Raw genomic sequence first — 241 nt, 5'->3', positions numbered from 1 at the left:
TTCATGCGCTCTGTGGATCGGATTACGGGTTTGAAAACCGACGACCGTTTTCCAGCCCTTTTCCTCAAACAGTGCCCGCGTTTCCTTTGGTTCGAACCACACATCGCTGAATACCCCTTTTTCCGGCTTTTTGACGAGTGTGATATCCCCCGCCACATAAACTGGACCTCGTTCAAACAGCCGTTTCACTCCCGGATGAGCAAGTTCCTGAGTTTTATAGACTTGCAGTGCTTCTTTTTTT

At 48.5% G+C, this 241-nt stretch carries 1 pseudogene; it reads right to left on the bottom strand.

Going from position 1 to position 241, the window contains the following annotated elements:
• Positions 1 to 241 (bottom strand): annotated as a pseudogene (gene sat / locus RYX56_RS24810) (sulfate adenylyltransferase); the annotation flags it as partial.

Origin of the sequence: Alkalihalophilus lindianensis, assembly GCF_032843265.1 — a bacterium.
Classification (GTDB): domain Bacteria; phylum Bacillota; class Bacilli; order Bacillales; family Bacillaceae_D; genus Alkalihalophilus; species Alkalihalophilus lindianensis.
Note: the sequence above shows the minus strand (reverse complement) of the source record. Positions and strands in the feature narration are given on the sequence as shown.